Source organism: Pseudomonadota bacterium (genome assembly GCA_041395565.1).
GTDB lineage: Bacteria > Pseudomonadota > Gammaproteobacteria > UBA9214 > UBA9214 > UBA9214.
In genome coordinates this window covers 230,310-244,942 of the sequence record JAWLAI010000002.1, presented here as the reverse complement: position 1 = coordinate 244,942, position 14,633 = coordinate 230,310, and the positions used below count along the sequence as shown (strand labels likewise).

The 14,633-nt window shown below is 65.3% G+C and carries 13 protein-coding genes; 7 read left to right on the top strand and 6 right to left on the bottom strand.

The window, feature by feature from the left end; genetic code table 11:
* Positions 1 to 6 precede the first annotated feature (6 nt).
* Positions 7 to 2,265, bottom strand: coding sequence for a DNA translocase FtsK 4TM domain-containing protein (locus tag R3F42_01185; protein MEZ5540637.1), 2,259 nt, complete (start codon positions 2,263 to 2,265; stop codon positions 7 to 9).
* 115 nt (positions 2,266 to 2,380) lie between these two features.
* Entirely contained in the window at positions 2,381 to 3,445 is a 1,065-nt protein-coding gene (ald, locus tag R3F42_01180; protein MEZ5540636.1) for an alanine dehydrogenase, read from the bottom strand.
* Positions 3,446 to 3,612: 167 nt separating this feature from the next.
* On the opposite strand from ald, the gene trxB reads away from it, so the two are divergent.
* From trxB to infA, 4 genes are all read left to right on the top strand, one after another.
* Entirely contained in the window at positions 3,613 to 4,581 is a 969-nt protein-coding gene (trxB, locus tag R3F42_01175; GenBank protein ID MEZ5540635.1) for a thioredoxin-disulfide reductase, read from the top strand.
* A 93-nt stretch (positions 4,582 to 4,674) separates the two neighbouring features.
* Entirely contained in the window at positions 4,675 to 5,808 is a 1,134-nt protein-coding gene (locus R3F42_01170; protein MEZ5540634.1) for a GNAT family N-acetyltransferase, read from the top strand.
* On the top strand, positions 5,805 to 6,533 hold the full coding sequence (gene aat / locus R3F42_01165; protein ID MEZ5540633.1) for a leucyl/phenylalanyl-tRNA--protein transferase: 729 nt from the start codon (positions 5,805 to 5,807) through the stop codon (positions 6,531 to 6,533). The genes R3F42_01170 and aat overlap by 4 nt, the downstream gene beginning before the upstream one ends.
* Positions 6,534 to 6,589: 56 nt before the next feature.
* On the top strand, positions 6,590 to 6,808 hold the full coding sequence (gene infA / locus R3F42_01160; protein MEZ5540632.1) for a translation initiation factor IF-1: 219 nt from the start codon (positions 6,590 to 6,592) through the stop codon (positions 6,806 to 6,808).
* A gap of 14 nt (positions 6,809 to 6,822) precedes the next feature.
* Here the strand turns inward: infA and clpA are convergent, their stop codons facing one another.
* The 4 genes from clpA to R3F42_01140 form a co-directional block, all read right to left on the bottom strand.
* Positions 6,823 to 9,081: an ATP-dependent Clp protease ATP-binding subunit ClpA gene (gene clpA / locus R3F42_01155; protein ID MEZ5540631.1), complete on the bottom strand. Its 2,259-nt coding sequence runs from the start codon at positions 9,079 to 9,081 to the stop codon at positions 6,823 to 6,825.
* Positions 9,082 to 9,108: 27 nt separating this feature from the next.
* Entirely contained in the window at positions 9,109 to 9,429 is a 321-nt protein-coding gene (gene clpS / locus R3F42_01150; GenBank protein ID MEZ5540630.1) for an ATP-dependent Clp protease adapter ClpS, read from the bottom strand.
* A gap of 259 nt (positions 9,430 to 9,688) precedes the next feature.
* Entirely contained in the window at positions 9,689 to 10,945 is a 1,257-nt protein-coding gene (gene icd, locus R3F42_01145) for an NADP-dependent isocitrate dehydrogenase (GenBank protein ID MEZ5540629.1), read from the bottom strand.
* 102 nt (positions 10,946 to 11,047) lie between these two features.
* Positions 11,048 to 11,917 (bottom strand): hypothetical protein, encoded by an 870-nt coding sequence (locus R3F42_01140; protein MEZ5540628.1) that lies wholly within the window; start codon positions 11,915 to 11,917, stop codon positions 11,048 to 11,050.
* A 299-nt stretch (positions 11,918 to 12,216) separates the two neighbouring features.
* Between R3F42_01140 and R3F42_01135 the strand changes: the two genes are divergently transcribed.
* The 3 genes from R3F42_01135 to hflD all read left to right on the top strand — a co-directional run bounded on the left by R3F42_01135 (position 12,217) and on the right by hflD (position 14,591).
* Positions 12,217 to 12,663: an NUDIX hydrolase gene (locus tag R3F42_01135; GenBank protein MEZ5540627.1), complete on the top strand. Its 447-nt coding sequence runs from the start codon at positions 12,217 to 12,219 to the stop codon at positions 12,661 to 12,663.
* Positions 12,664 to 12,701: 38 nt separating this feature from the next.
* A complete protein-coding gene (mnmA, locus tag R3F42_01130; GenBank protein MEZ5540626.1) occupies positions 12,702 to 13,799 on the top strand; it encodes a tRNA 2-thiouridine(34) synthase MnmA in 1,098 nt (365 codons plus the stop codon).
* Positions 13,800 to 13,937: 138 nt separating this feature from the next.
* On the top strand, positions 13,938 to 14,591 hold the full coding sequence (gene hflD, locus R3F42_01125; protein MEZ5540625.1) for a high frequency lysogenization protein HflD: 654 nt from the start codon (positions 13,938 to 13,940) through the stop codon (positions 14,589 to 14,591).
* Positions 14,592 to 14,633: the final 42 nt, after the last annotated feature.

Here is a 14,633-nt window from a genome sequence, read left to right as displayed (position 1 = left end):
AGTCCCTCAGTCGGGCGGCGGCGGCGCCAGCACCTGGCGGCTGCCGTTGGTTTCCATGGGGCCTACGACACCGGTTTCCTCCATATGTTCAATCATGCGCGCGGCGCGGTTGTAGCCGATCTTGAGCCGGCGCTGGACACCGGAGATCGAGGCCTTGCGGGTCTGGGTCACGATCATCACGGCCTGGTCGTAGAGCGGGTCGGATTCGGTGTCGTCGCCGGTACCGCCGCCGTTGGCCGGTGACAGCCCGGGGACCGGCTCGCTGGGCATCTCCAGAATATCGATCAGGTACTCCGGCTCGGAGCGACCCTTGAGGTGCGCGGTGACCTTGTGCACCTCCTGGTCGGACACGAAGGCGCCGTGCACCCGGACCGGGACGCTGGTACCGGGCGCGACATAGAGCATGTCGCCGTGCCCGAGCAGCTGCTCGGCGCCCATCTGGTCGAGGATGGTGCGCGAGTCGATCTTGGACGAAACCTGGAAGGCGATGCGGGTCGGGATATTGGCCTTGATCAGGCCGGTGATGACATCGACCGAGGGCCGCTGGGTGGCGAGGATGAGATGCACCCCGGCCGCACGCGCCTTCTGCGCCAGACGCGCGATCAGTTCCTCGACCTTCTTGCCCACCACCATCATCATGTCGGCGAGCTCGTCGATGATGATCACGATGTAGGGCAGCGTCTCCAGCGTCGGGTGCTCGGTACCTTCCAGCGCCTCCTCGGGATTGAACAGCGGGTCCTCGATGGGTTCGTCCGCCTCGATGGCCTCCCTGACCTTGCGGTTGTAGCTCGCGATGTTGCGCACTCCGAGCGCGGCCATCAGGCGGTAGCGCCGTTCCATCTCGCCGACGCACCAGCGCAGCGCATTGGCGGCGTCGTTCATGTCGGTGACCACCGGGGTGAGCAGGTGCGGGATGCCCTCGTACACCGAAAGTTCGAGCATCTTCGGATCGATCATGATCAGGCGCACGTCCTTCGGCAGGGTCTTGAACAGCAGACTCAGTACCATGGCGTTGATGCCGACCGATTTGCCGGAGCCGGTGGTGCCGGCCACCAGCAGGTGCGGCATCTTCGCCAGGTCCACCACCACCGGCACGCCGCTGATATCCTTGCCCAGCGCCAGGGTCAGCGGCGAGGACGAGTCATCGTATTCGCGCGTGTTCAGGATCTCGCCCAGCGTGATGATGGCGCGGTTTTCGTTGGGGATCTCCAGCCCGATCACCGATTTGCCCGGGATGACCTCGACCACGCGCACGCTGATCGCGGACAGCGCGCGCGCGATGTCCTTGGCCAGGTTGGTGATCTGGCTGACCTTGACCCCGGGGCCGAGATCCAGCTCGAAGCGCGTGATCACCGGGCCTGGATTGACGGCGACGACCTCCACCTCGATGTTGAAGTCGAGCAGTTTCATCTCGACCAGGCGCGACATCGCCTCCAGCGCAGCTTCCGAGTAGCCCGCCTGGGATTCGCGCGGCTCGTCCAGCAGCGACAGCGGCGGCAGTTCACCGTCTTCCGGCGGGTCGAACAGCGGGACCTGGCGCTCGCGCTCCTTGCGATCGCTGACGGGCGGCTTTTCGATGACGGGTTCGATCCGCACCGGTTTGCGGGCGGCCAGCTTCCGCTGCACCGTCTCTATCACTTCCTTGCGCTCGTTACGCGCGCGCCGCGCCGCCAGGTATTCCGGGACCATCGCGCCGTAGTAATACAGGAAGTCGCCCGCGGTCAGCGTGTGCTTGCCGATGAAATCCATGACCGACAGCCACGATATGCCGGTGAACAGGGTGACCCCGGTCAGGAACAGGGCCAGCAGGAACAACATGGTGCCGACCGGGCTGACCACGTCGATCAGGCCGCCGGTGATCACTTTGCCGAGGACGCCGCCGGCGCCGGCCGGCAGGCCGCTGTTGGTATTGCCCGCTTCCAGCGCCGCCAGGCCGCAGCCGGCGCCGACCGTCAGCAGGAAACCCGCCCAGCGCACCGCGAGCACGTGCAGATCGATGCCGCCGGTCGGGCTGTGGTCGCGGTAAACCAGCCAGCCGCTGTAGGCGATCATGACGGGAAACAGATAGGCCAGGAATCCGAGCAGGTAGAGCAGCACGTCGGCCAGCCACGCCCCGATCAGGCCACCGGCATTGCTGATGTGGGTGACCGCCCCGCTGTTGGACCAGCCGGGATCTGCCGGGTGGTAACTGGCCAGCGAGACCAGCAGGAAGATGCCGAGCGTGCCGAGCAGCAGCAGCGCGCCCTCGCGCAGGCCGCGGGTCACCTGGTGGGTGATCCGGGGAACATCAGTCGTTTTGCGCCGTGCCTGGGCCAAAATAATCTTCTTTCGGAGCTTGTCTCGCCAATCGCAGGATTCTATTTGCTATTTTGTGCCGCAATCAAGTATTGACTTGCAAGGCCGGGTGGATCACCGCGCCTGCGCGCACGTTGATGCCCCGGCGCAGCTCGGCGACATCCTCCCAGCCCGCCTGCGCGAGTTGCAGCACATAGGGCAGCAGGGCTGCCGAAATCGCATGACTGGCGCTGTGCGGCACGGCACCGGGCATGTTGGTCACGCAGAAATGCACGACGCCTGCCTCGACGTAGGTCGGGTCCGCATAGGTCGTCGGTCGCGTGGTCTCGATACAGCCACCCTGGTCGACCGAGATGTCGACGACCACGCTGCCCGGCTCCATGCTGGCCACCAGTTCGCGCGTGACGACGTGCGGCGCCCGCGCACCGGTGCGCAAAACCGCGCCGATCAGCAGGTCGGCGGCGGCAACATGCGTGCGCACGTTGTCGGGGTAAGGATACAGGCTGGTGACATTGTTGCCGAGCGCGCGCATGGCGGCCAGCCGGTCGCGGCGCAGGTCGAATACCGTGACCTCGGCGCCGATCGCGGCCGCCATGGCCGCCGCATTGCCTCCGGCATGCCCGGCGCCGAGCACCACCACGCGACCGCGCCCGACACCCGGCAGCCCGCCGAGCAGCAGACCCTTGCCGCCCTGAGGCTGATGCAGCAGGTGCGTGCCAATCTGCGTCGCCAGCCGGCCGGCGATGTCGCTCATCGGGGCCAGCAGCGGCAGCTCGCCGCTGTCGGTTTCCACGGTTTCGAAGGCGATGGCGGTCAGCCCGATCTCCAGCAGCCTGCGGGTCAGCGCGGGCTCGGGCGCCAGATGCAGAAAACAGAACAGCAGGTGGTCCTTGCGCAGGTGCGCGAGGTCGCCCGCGATCGGCTCCTTGACCTTGACCAGCAGCTGGGCCGCCGCGTAGGTCGCGGCGGCGGAGGGACACAGTGTCGCGCCTGCCGCGCTGTAGCCGGCATCGCTGAAGCCGGACAACAGCCCGGCGCCCTGCTCCACGTACACCGCATGTCCCGCCTGCACCAGCGCGGCGCAGGCGTCCGGGCTGAGTGCGACGCGCCCCTCCAGGGGCTTGATCTCCCGTGGAATCCCGATCTTCACGCTTGCTTTACCCTGTTCGTCAAGTTACGTACCATTCGCGAGGCGTCGGTCGGACCGGTTGCCGGCTGCTGCCGGAACCCGGCGACCACAATCCGGTCGAAACTCTCCCGCCAGCATGCTGACATTACACGAACGGCGTCTCACGGATTCAAATCGGAGCATTATACATGAGCGATATCAAGCACTGCCGCCTTCTCATCCTCGGATCCGGACCGGCTGGCTACACGGCCGCGGTCTATGCCGCACGCGCCAATCTGGCGCCGGTGCTGGTGACCGGCCTGGAACAGGGCGGCCAGCTCATGACCACTACGGAGGTGGAGAACTGGCCGGGTGGCGCGCCCGACCTGCAGGGGCCTGGACTGATGGAGGAGATGCGCCGGCACGCGGAACGCTTCAATACCGAGATCGTGTTCGACCACATCCACAGTGTCGATTTCAGTCGCCGCCCCTTCTCGCTCACGGGTGATTCCGGCACCTATAGCTGCGATGCGCTCATCATCGCGACCGGCGCCTCGGCGATGTACCTGGGACTGCCTTCGGAGGAGGCGTTCAAGGGCAAGGGCGTCTCGGCCTGCGCCACCTGCGACGGCTTCTTCTACCGGCAACAGCAGGTGGCGGTGATCGGCGGCGGCAACACCGCGGTGGAGGAAGCGCTCTATCTTGCGAATATCGCTGCACACGTCACCCTGGTGCACCGGCGCGACGAACTGCGTGCCGAGAAGATCCTGCAGGACCGGCTGTTCCGCAAGCAGGAAGAAGGCCTGGTCACGATCCTGTGGGACAGCGTGCTGGAAGAGGTGCTGGGCGATGCCAGCGGCGTCACCGGCATGCGTGTCAGGAACATCAAGGACGACAACACGTCCGACATCGAACTGACCGGCGTGTTCATCGCCATCGGCCACCGGCCCAACACGCAGATATTCGATGGCCAGCTGGACATGGCCAACGGCTACATCAAGGTGCGCAGCGGCCTGGAAGGCATGGCGACCGCCACCAGCGTCGAGGGCATTTTCGCCGCGGGCGACGTCAGCGACCACGTCTACCGCCAGGCGATCACCTCGGCCGGCACCGGCTGTATGGCCGCCCTGGATGCCGAGGCCTATCTCGACAACCTGGCGCACCGTTCCGGGGGCTGATACGGCCGGCGCTACCGAGGCGGTCGGCCCGGGCGCGGACTGAACGATGCGTACGGCCGTACTGGAGTGCATCGACGCGGTAACGGCCGCTGACTGGAACCGCGTTGCCGGCACCGCGCATCCCTTCTCAGGCACGAATTCCTCGCCGCCCTGGAGCGGCATGATTGCGTCGGCGCGCACTATGGCTGGCTGCCGCGCCATCTCGCCGCCTACGGCGCGGACGGCCGGCTGTGCGGTGCGGTGCCGCTGTACCTCAAGGACAATTCCTACGGCGAGTTCGTCTTCGACTGGGCCTGGGCCGATGCCTATCATCGCGCCGGCCTGCCCTATTACCCGAAGCTCGTGGCCGCCATCCCCTATACGCCCGTTACCGGCGCCCGCATCCTGGTGGCAGCGGATGCCGACCGCGACGCGGTGGCGCAGGCGCTGGTCGATGCCGCGCTGGCACTGACCGCGGCGGCCGGGGCCTCCTCGCTGCACTGGCTGTTCACCGATCCCGCGGATACCGCCCTGCTGGTCGCGCGCGGGCTGCTGCGCCGCAGCAGCTGTCACTTTCACTGGCATAACAGAGGCTACACGTCGTTCGACGATTTTCTGGCAGGCCTGACCTCACGCAAGCGCAAGAAGATCCGCCGCGAGCGCCGTTACGTGGCGGATGCGGGTATCCGCATGGAAATCCTGCACGGCGGCGAGGTAACGCCCGCGCAGTGGCGGGTCATGCATGATTTCTACCGCACGACCTTCGAGAAGAAATCCGGCATCCCGACCCTGTCGCTGGCGTTCTTCGAGGAGATCGGCCGCACCATGGGCGACCAGGTGGTGCTGGTGTTAGCGCTGCACGATCAGCTTCCGGTCGCCGGCGCCATCATGCTGCGCAGCCCGACGGCGCTGTACGGACGTCACTGGGGTTGCCGCGCGGACTATCACAGCCTGCATTTCGAGACCTGCTACTACCAGGGTATCGAGTACGCCATCCGGCACGGTCTGGAACTGTTCGAACCGGGCGCCCAGGGCGAGCACAAGATCAGCCGCGGCTTCCTGCCCAGTTATACCTGGTCCGCCCACTGGCTCCGGGACGAGCGATTTCGCGCCGCGATCGCGCATTACCTGAACCAGGAACATACCCTGATGGTCGCGTATCATGACGACCTGCAGGAGACCTCGCCCTACCGTACGGGCGACGGCGACGGCGGCAGCGGAGACGGGCAGGCAGGCGGCCAGCAATGATACGCAGCAACGACACGGCACCGTTCTGGATCGACAGCAAGGATCCGGCGTCCGGCTTCCCGGACGTCGAACTCGCCCTGCGGGATCCCGACGGCCTGCTTGCGCTGGGCGGAGACCTGTCCCTGCCGCGGCTGCTCGCGGCCTACCGCCGGGGCATCTTTCCCTGGTACGGACCCCGCCAGCCGATCCTGTGGTGGTCGCCGGACCCGCGCCTGGTACTGTACCCATCGGACCTGCATGTCTCGCACAGCCTCGCCAGAACGCTGCGCCGGGAACGGTTCCGCGTCAGCTTCGATCGCGACTTTCCGGCGGTCATCCGCCACTGCGCCGCGCCGCGACCCGGGCAGGCCGGGACCTGGATCATCCCCGAGATGCAGGCGGCCTACATCGCGCTGCACACCGCCGGTTACGCGCATTCGGCGGAATGCTGGCGCGACGACGTCCTGGTCGGCGGGCTCTACGGGGTCGCGCTGGGTCGTATTTTCTTCGGTGAATCAATGTTCGCCCGCGAACCGGATGCGTCCAAGGTGGCGTTCGTCCAGCTGGTGAGACTGCTGCAGCAGCGCGGTTTTCGCCTGATCGACTGCCAGGTGCACACCGCGCACCTGGCCAGCCTGGGCGCAATCACCATGCCGCGCCGGGAATTCGTGCGGATCCTCGCCGAATCCTGTGCCGACGGCCCTGCCCCCGGGCGCTGGCGGATCTCGGTAGAAGACGGGATATGAAGGACGCCCAATTCCGGTATAATGCCCGGCTGAATTCAACAGGCGCTTGGAATTTCATGGCAAAAGAAGATCACATCGAGATGGAGGGGACCGTGGTCGAGACCCTTCCGAACACCATGTTCCGGGTCGAACTGGAGAACGGCCATGTGGTGACGGCGCATATTTCCGGCAAGATGCGCAAACATTACATCCGCATCCTGCGCGGCGACAAGGTCACTGTCGAGCTGACCCCCTACGACCTGACCAAGGGGCGCATCATCTACCGCGCCCGCTAGCCGCCCCCGCGGCCTCAGGTGACCGGCAGCGCCTTGCCCTCGATATCAAAGGCGAGTTCGCCGTCTTCCAGGTGAATCAGCAGGTGACCGCCGCCCACGAGCCGGCCGAACAGTAATTCCTCCGCCAGCGGCTTCTTGATGTGCTGCTGGATCAGCCGCGCCATCGGCCGTGCACCCATCTTCGGGTCGTAGCCGTGCTCGGCCAGCCACAGCCGCGCCGCCTCGTCGAGGTCCAGCGTCACCTGCTGTTCCTGCAGCTGCGCCTCCAGCTCGAAGATGAACTTGTCCACGACCTGTACGATCACGGTCGGGTCGAGCGGCGCGAACTGCACGATGGCGTCGAGCCGGTTGCGGAACTCCGGGGTGAACAGCTTGCGTATCGCCTCCATGGCGTCCGAGCTGTGGTCCTGCTGGGTGAAGCCGATGGAGGGTCGGTTCATCTCGTGCGCCCCGGCATTGGTGGTCATGACCAGGATGACATTGCGGAAATCCGCCTTGCGGCCGTTGTTGTCGGTCAGCGTGCCGTGATCCATGACCTGCAGCAGCAGGTTGAAGACATCCGGATGCGCCTTCTCGATCTCGTCCAGCAGCAGCACCACATGCGGGTTCTTGGATATGGCCTCGGTCAGCAGGCCGCCCTGGTCGTAGCCGACATAACCGGGCGGTGCGCCGATCAGGCGCGATACGGTATGCCGTTCCATGTACTCGGACATGTCGAACCGGACCAGCTCCAATCCCATGATGCGTGCGAGCTGGCGGGTGACCTCGGTCTTGCCGACACCGGTCGGTCCGGCGAACAGGAACGATCCGATCGGGCGGGTCTCGTTGCCCAGTCCGGAGCGCTGCATCTTGATCGATGTGGCCAGGGTCTCGATCGCCTTATCCTGGCCGTAAACGACCATCTTGAGATCGCGCTCCAGGTTGCGCAGCGTTTCCTTGTCGGAGGCGGAAACCGACTTTTCCGGAATGCGCGCCATCAGTGCGATGACATGCTCGATCTCGGCGACGCCGATGGTCTTCTTGCGCCGTGACGGCGGACGCAGGCGCTGGCTGGCGCCGGCCTCGTCGATCACGTCCACGGCCTTGTCGGGCAGGTGGCGGTCGTTGATGTAGCGGTCGGCCAGCTCGGCCGCGCTGCGCAAGGCGCCGATGGAGTACTTGACCTTGTGATGCTCCTCGAAGCGCGACTTGAGACCCTTGAGGATGGTGAAGGTTTCCTCCACCGAGGGTTCGTTGATGTCGACCTTCTGGAAGCGCCGGGACAGGGCGTGGTCCTTTTCAAAGATGCCGCGGTATTCCGTGTAGGTGGTCGAGCCGATGCACTTGAGCTCGCCGGAGGCCAGCAGCGGCTTCATCAGGTTCGAGGCATCCATGACGCCACCGGACGCGGCGCCGGCGCCGATCATGGTGTGGATCTCGTCGATGAACAGGATGGCGCCCGGTTCCTTGCGCAGCTGTGACAGCACCGCCTTGAAGCGCTTCTCGAAATCGCCGCGGTACTTGGTGCCCGCCACCAAGGAGCCCAGGTCGAGCGAATAGATGGTGCTGTTCAACAGCACATCCGGTACATCGCCTTCCACGATCATGCGCGCCAGCCCTTCGGCGATCGCCGTCTTGCCCACGCCCGCCTCGCCCACGAACAGCGGGTTGTTCTTGCGCCGGCGGCACAGGATCTGGATGGTGCGCTGGACCTCGGCGCGGCGCCCGATCAGGGGATCGATGCGGCCCTGCGCGGCGAGTTCGTTGAGATTGGTGGCGAAGGTTTCCAGCGGCTGCTTCGCGGTGTTGTCCTGCAGCTCGGTGTCCGCCGGATTTTCGATGCTTTCGTCGGGCGTTTCGTTGACCTTGGAGATGCCGTGCGAGATGTAGTTGATGACGTCGAGGCGCGTGATGTCCAGCTTGTTCAGGAAATACACCGCTTGGGATTCCTGCTCGCTGAAGATGGCCACCAGCACGTTGGCGCCGGTAACCTCGTTCTTGTCGGACGACTGCACGTGGAACACCGCGCGCTGCAGCACGCGCTGAAATCCCAGCGTGGGCTGGGTCTCACGGGTGTCGCCCGGGTTGAGTTTCGGGGTGGTTTCCTCGATGAAGGCGCCGACTTCCCGCTTGAGCTGCTCGACGTTGCCGCCGCACGCGCGCAGCACCTCGACCGCGGAGGGATTGCCGAGCAGCGCATAAAGCAGGTGCTCCACGGTCATGAACTCGTGGTTTTTCTCCCGCGCCTCCTTGAAGGCCAGGTTCAGGGTGAATTCGAGTTCCTTGCTCAACATGTCAGCACCTCGCAAGCAAATCGCCAACTAGACCTTTTCCATGCTGCACAGCAGCGGGTGCTGGTGGCGCTGGGAATATTCATTGACCTGCGCCACCTTGGTTTCGGCGATCTCGTAGGTGTAGATGCCGCAAACCCCCTTGCCCTGACTGTGCACCAGCAACATGATGCGCGTTGCCTTCTCGCGATCCATCCCGAACAGTTTCTCCAGCAAGGTCACGACGAACTCCATGGGCGTGTAGTCATCGTTCAGGAGAAACACCTTGTACATGGACGGTTCCTTGAGCTCGGGCTTTGCCTCCTGGAGCGCTAGCCCGTCACCGTCCCGACGTTCCTGCTCACCGCTCATAATCCGGTTCCTGCCTCCCGTTCCGGGCACCTGTTCACGATGAGGGTATTTTACCACTCACTTCATAAACATACAGAGTAGCCCGACGGGTGTTTGACAGCGCGGCAGACGACAAGTTGCGCGACCGGACCCTGTCCCATGAATCGGCAAGACCGGTGCGAACTTGAAATGGCGACGCCCGCTTGCGTGGCATGCGGGAAGCCGGCGCAGCGGGCCGCGCATGACTGCGCACGGCCGCCGCGCCGGTGCGGCAAACGCCTCAGGCGTTGGCGAGGATGGCGCGGCCGAAGCCGGAGCAGCTCGCCAGCGTCGCGCCCGGCATGAGCCGATGCAGGTCATAGGTCACGGTGCCGCCGGCGATGGTGGCGGACAGGCCCTTGATGATGAGATCCGCCGCCTCGTTCCAGCCGAGGTGCCGCAACATCATCTCCGCCGACAGGATCAGCGAGCTGGGATTGACCTGGTCCTTGCCGGCATAACCCGGTGCGGTACCATGGGTCGCCTCGTACATCGCGACCGTGTCGGAGAGGTTGGCGCCGGGGGCCATGCCGATGCCGCCGACCTGCGCGGCCAGTGCGTCCGAGATGTAATCGCCGTTCAGGTTGAGCGTGGCGATCACGCTGTATTCCTTCGGGCGCAGGAGGATCTGCTGCAGGAAGGCGTCAGCGATCACGTCCTTGACCACGATTTCCCTGCCGGTCCTGGGATTGCTGAAGGTGCACCAGGGGCCGCCGTCGAGCTCGACCGCGCCGAATTCCTCCCGCGCCAGCTCGTAGCCCCAGGCCTTGAAGGCACCCTCGGTGAATTTCATGATGTTGCCCTTGTGCACCAGCGTGACGGAGGGCAGATCCTGGTCGACGGCATACTGCAGCGCCTTGCGCACCAGGCGCTTGGTGCCTTCCGCGGACACCGGCTTGATGCCGATCCCGGAGGTGGCGGGGAAACGGATCTTGGTCACGCCCATCTCGCGCTGCAGGAAGTCGATGATCTTGACGGCCTCGGCACTGCCCGCGGGCCACTCGATACCGGCGTAGATATCCTCGGAGTTCTCGCGGAAGATGACCATGTTGGTGTGCTGCGGTTCGCGCAGCGGACTCGGCGTACCGTCGAAGTACCGGACCGGCCGCTGGCACACGTACAGGTCCAGCTCCTGGCGCAGGGTGACGTTGAGCGAGCGGATACCGCCGCCCACCGGTGTCGTGAGCGGCCCCTTGATGGCAACGCTGTATTCACGAATGGCGTCGAGAGTCTCGGCAGGCAGCCAGGTGTCGGCGCCGTAAACGCTGTTCGCCTTTTCACCGGCATAGATCTCCATCCAGGCGATGGCACGCTTGCCGCCGTAGGCGGCCTGCACCACGCCGTCGACCACCGCGCGCATGACCGGCGTGATGTCGATGCCGATGCCGTCACCCTCGATGTAGGGGATGATGGGCCGCTCCGGCACGCTGAGCGACTGGTCCGGATGCACCGTGATCTTGTCGCCGTCCTTCGGTATTACGATGTGCTTGTACGCCATGAATCAGTCCTGGTTTGTGTTACTGGATCGCAAAAAAAAGCCCCTGCGGATGCAGGGGCTCTAGGTTACAGCATCCGGCCGCTCGTGGCAGGCGGTTTGTTCTTACACGTCGCCGCCGGAGGCCTTGATCAGCGCTTCCTCGATCGCGCCCGGCGAGCACATGATGTTCATGAAGGTGGCGCCGGTTTCGCTGGCGACCATCGGCAGGTGTGGCCAGTTGATCGCGATGCGGAAACGTGCGAACAGCGCGTAGGCCGTGCCGTCGGAGACCACGATCTCGTACGGCAGGTGCGCGGTGGAGCGCGGGGCCGCCTTGTCGATGCGGCTCATGACGAACTGATCGCCGCTGCAGTCGTCCTTGTCCTTGCCTTTCAGCGCGACACCGAACACGGTCTCATCCTTGCCCGGAATATCGATGCGATAGACCTTGGCGGTAGCGCCCTTGCCGGCGGCCAGCCCGGCCTCCACTGCCTTGACGGCCTCTTCCTGGCTGTCGTACTCGGCCAGCACGCTGGGATCGTCGAAGTACTCCATCATCACGGTGTAGTGATAATCGCGCAGGTCCTTCGCCGTCAGGTTCTTTTCGGAACCGAATTCCTTCTCGGCGCCGAGCGCGCCTTCCACCTGGGCGCGGATATCGGCCAGGTCGGAGGCCATCCGGTAGGCGGCCGCCATGTAGACCGGGTTGGTGTAAACCACCTCGGTGCTGTCGCCGTCCTTCGTCACGGACACGCGGACCATCGCGCCATAGGCACCGAACTCCGACTTGGCGGCATGGTTCTTCAGTGCATCGTTGGTAACGACGATGACATCGGCATCGGCGTAGGGTGAGTACTCACCCACCACCTGGAAACCGGCACCGGTGAGCTTGGATTTGACCTCGGACGCGACCGATGCGACATCGCCGCTCGAGGTGTAAGCCAGCACAAACGGCATCAGGATGTCGTCGGCAAGGGCGCCCCCTGCTGTCACGACGAAAAGGAATACCGTAAACAGAGTCTTTCGTAGCAAGCCAGTCATTACCAATTCCTCCAGAACGTTTTTGTTAATAAGCCCGTAGTTGTTTACCGTTAGATTGAGGCTATGAGATATTGCCTCAGGTAGACGCCATAACTACACCCCCACGAACGAGTTGTGAAGTATAGGGGATTGTTTGTTACAGTGCGAGCGCCAATTATCCAGCATCGCCGGCTCGCAAGCCTGCACATACCGGCAAGCACCGCAGCACGGCCCTGGACTTTTCTGCAAACCTAAACCGTTGAAAGTTATTTATGATCTGGAAGCCCCACGTCACGGTTGCCGCGATCCTGGAACAGGACGGCCGGTTTCTGCTGGTGCAGGAACGCGTCGCTGGACGCTCGGTGCTGAATCAGCCGGCCGGCCACCTGGAAGACGACGAAAGCCTGATCGCTGCCGTGATCCGCGAGACCCGCGAGGAGAGCGGCTGGGATTTCGCGCCCGATCGCATTACCGGAATCTATCGCTGGCGCATGCCCGAGCGCCACCAGACCTATCTCAGGGTCGCCTTTGCCGGGCGCGGACTCGCGCATGATCCGCACTGCGACCTGGATGCCGGCATCGAGCGCACCCTCTGGCTCACGGCCGCCGAGGTCCGCGCCAGGGCGGATCAGCTGCGCAGCCCACTGGTGCAGCGCACCATCGATGACTACCTGGCCGGCGCCGACTACCCGCTGGCCCTGCTGACGGATATCGTTTAGCGGCCGCCGGCCGTGTCGGGAACGGGGCGCAGCGGCACATGAGCAGGGTCGTCGTGGGACTTTCAGGCGGTGTCGATTCGGCCGTGGCGGCCCTGTTGCTGCTGGAGCAAGGCCACGACGTCAGCGCGGTGTTCATGAAGAACTGGGACGATGACGACGACACGGATTTCTGTCCAGCCGCGCAGGATCTCGCCGATGCACGCGCGGTCGCGGCGCGACTCGGCATCGGTCTGGAGGCAGTCAGTTTTTCTGCCGCCTACTGGCACCGCGTTTTCGCCGTCTTCCTGGAGGAATGTGCCGCCGGGCGCACACCCAGTCCTGACATCGTCTGCAACCGGGAGATCAAGTTCCGCGCCTTTCTCGACCACGCCCTGGGCCTGGGGGCCGACTACATCGCCACCGGCCACTACGCGCGCATCGAGCATGCCCCCGCGGTACGCCTGCTCATGGGTGCGGATGCCCACAAGGACCAGACCTACTTCCTGCATACGCTCGACCGGGAACAACTGTCGCGCAGCCTGTTCCCGCTCGGCACCCTGCACAAGCACCAGGTGCGGGCCATGGCGCGGCATGCGGGGTTCGCCAACCACGCCAAGAAGGACAGTACCGGGATCTGCTTTATCGGCGAGCGGCGCTTCAGCGCCTTCCTCTCCCGCTACCTGCAATCCGCGCCGGGTGACATCCGCACGCTGGACGACCGGGTCATCGGCCGGCATCGCGGTCTTGCCTTCTACACCATCGGCCAGCGGCAGGGGCTGGGGATCGGCGGTCTGCGGGAATCCAGCGGCGCCCCCTGGTACGTGGCGGGCAAGGACCTGGAACGCGGCATCCTGTACGTGGTACAGGGCAGCGACCACCCCGCGCTCTACAGCCCCGGGTTGCTCGGCAGCCACACGCACTGGATCGCCGGCGCAGCGCCGGCACCGGCGTTCGAGTGCACGGCACGCATCCGCCACCAGCAGCCGGTCCAGGCCTGCCGCGTCCAGACCGACGCCACGGCTGCATGCCGGGTCACGTTCCACCGGCCGCAGCGGGCCATCGCACCGGGACAGTCCGTCGTGTTCTACGCCGGCGACGAATGCCTGGGCGGCGCCATCATCGAGCGCGCCCTGGACGCGGCGCTGCCGGTTGCGTAATCCCGCTCCGGCAGGCACTGTGTTGGTGGCGCCGCGCAGCACCGCCACGCGCATCCCGGACGGTCGCTGCCGAGCGCCGGCCCGGGTGACCTGGCCGGTTCGCGCCGGCCGCCGCCGCGGGGATTCTTGACACAGGTTATGACCAGTCCCGACAACCGCACACCGCGCAACCGCGCCATTGCACTCGCCGGCCTGTTTCAGGTCGCCGCGCTGGTGCGGCAGACCGGTCTGGGCCGGATGCGGGACGCGGCCGCGACGCAGGCCAGCCTGACGAGTATCCTGAAGCTCGACGCCGCAAGCGTAAGCGATGTCTACGGCGGTATCCCCGCCCTGCGCGTCGGACTGGAAACGCTGGCCGACCAGCTGGGTGACGAGCGCCGGCTGCGCGACATGGAACTCACCGGCTATGCCATCACGCTGCTGCACCTGGAGCGCAAGCTGACGCGGAACGCGGACCTGCAGGCGCGTCTCGGCAGCGGCTTACGCCGGATTGCCGCACAGCTGCCGGCGGCCGGGGCACCTGACCCGGAGACGGTCGGGGCGCTGGCCGAACTCTATACCCAGACCATCAGCACCCTGACCCCGCGCATTTTGGTGCATGGCGATCCCGGGGTGCTGTCGGGCACGTCCACCCGCAACATGATCCGGGCGCTGCTGCTTGCGGGCATCCGTGCCGCCGTGCTCTGGCGTCAGTGCGGCGGCAGCCGCCTGCGCCTGCTGTTCGGCCGTCGCCACTTGCGTGAAGCCGCTGCCACCCTGTTGCGCGAGGCGCGCCTGCACGGCGCGCTGTAACCGACAGCCAGCGGATTCTGTGTATAATTGCCGCCGTTTGCC

Excerpts from the sequence above, each read along its gene's own strand:
- clpS (MEZ5540630.1), bottom strand. The coding sequence starts at position 9,429 with ATGAGCGGTGAGCAGGAACGTCGGGACGGTGACGGGCTAGCGCTCCAG.
- clpA (MEZ5540631.1), bottom strand. The coding sequence starts at position 9,081 with ATGTTGAGCAAGGAACTCGAATTCACCCTGAACCTGGCCTTCAAGGAG.
- trxB (MEZ5540635.1), top strand. The coding sequence starts at position 3,613 with ATGAGCGATATCAAGCACTGCCGCCTTCTCATCCTCGGATCCGGACCG.
- icd (MEZ5540629.1), bottom strand. The coding sequence starts at position 10,945 with ATGGCGTACAAGCACATCGTAATACCGAAGGACGGCGACAAGATCACG.
- R3F42_01135 (MEZ5540627.1), top strand. The coding sequence starts at position 12,217 with ATGATCTGGAAGCCCCACGTCACGGTTGCCGCGATCCTGGAACAGGAC.
- hflD (MEZ5540625.1), top strand. The coding sequence starts at position 13,938 with ATGACCAGTCCCGACAACCGCACACCGCGCAACCGCGCCATTGCACTC.
- infA (MEZ5540632.1), top strand. The coding sequence starts at position 6,590 with ATGGCAAAAGAAGATCACATCGAGATGGAGGGGACCGTGGTCGAGACC.
- mnmA (MEZ5540626.1), top strand. The coding sequence starts at position 12,702 with ATGAGCAGGGTCGTCGTGGGACTTTCAGGCGGTGTCGATTCGGCCGTG.
- aat (MEZ5540633.1), top strand. The coding sequence starts at position 5,805 with ATGATACGCAGCAACGACACGGCACCGTTCTGGATCGACAGCAAGGAT.